This is a genomic window from Tamlana crocina, assembly GCF_012037625.1.
Genome location: NZ_JAAVJS010000380.1, coordinates 1 through 394, shown reverse-complemented (window position 1 = coordinate 394; position 394 = coordinate 1). Strand labels below are relative to the sequence as shown.

Annotated in this window: 1 protein-coding gene; it reads right to left on the bottom strand. The window is 42.6% G+C overall.

Annotated elements, in window-relative coordinates; translation table 11 throughout:
• Window positions 1-394: transporter (locus HC176_RS17220; protein ID WP_167920233.1), on the bottom strand; the 394-nt coding region annotated here is incomplete at both ends.

The window sequence follows — 394 nt, the reverse complement described above, 5'->3', positions numbered from 1 at the left end:
TGAAAGTTCTTGTGAAACAAATATGCAAATCCGCCCCGTGCAATTTCATCGCTGTACAGATCATTGATCAGGGTCTGAAATTCTCCAAACATGGCGAATTTTCGCGAGAACGAATGTGTAAGGGTAATAATACCGGAATATGCAGGATATTCCTGTGCAATTTGATCGGCTATTACGTTAACCACCAGTACCCATGGTCCCCAATTGTTTTGTGTGATAATGGCAAATCGGGGTGAAAAACCTGATTGTCCTTCATACTGATAAGGATTATCGCCAAAGGCAAAATTCGCTCCTGCATAAAGGGAAACCGCAGGTATCAATACGCTCCAGTCAAAGCGCTGATTGGCTCTCCAACTATATAGGTTAGGCTTTTTCTCTCCCGCATTTTTATAGG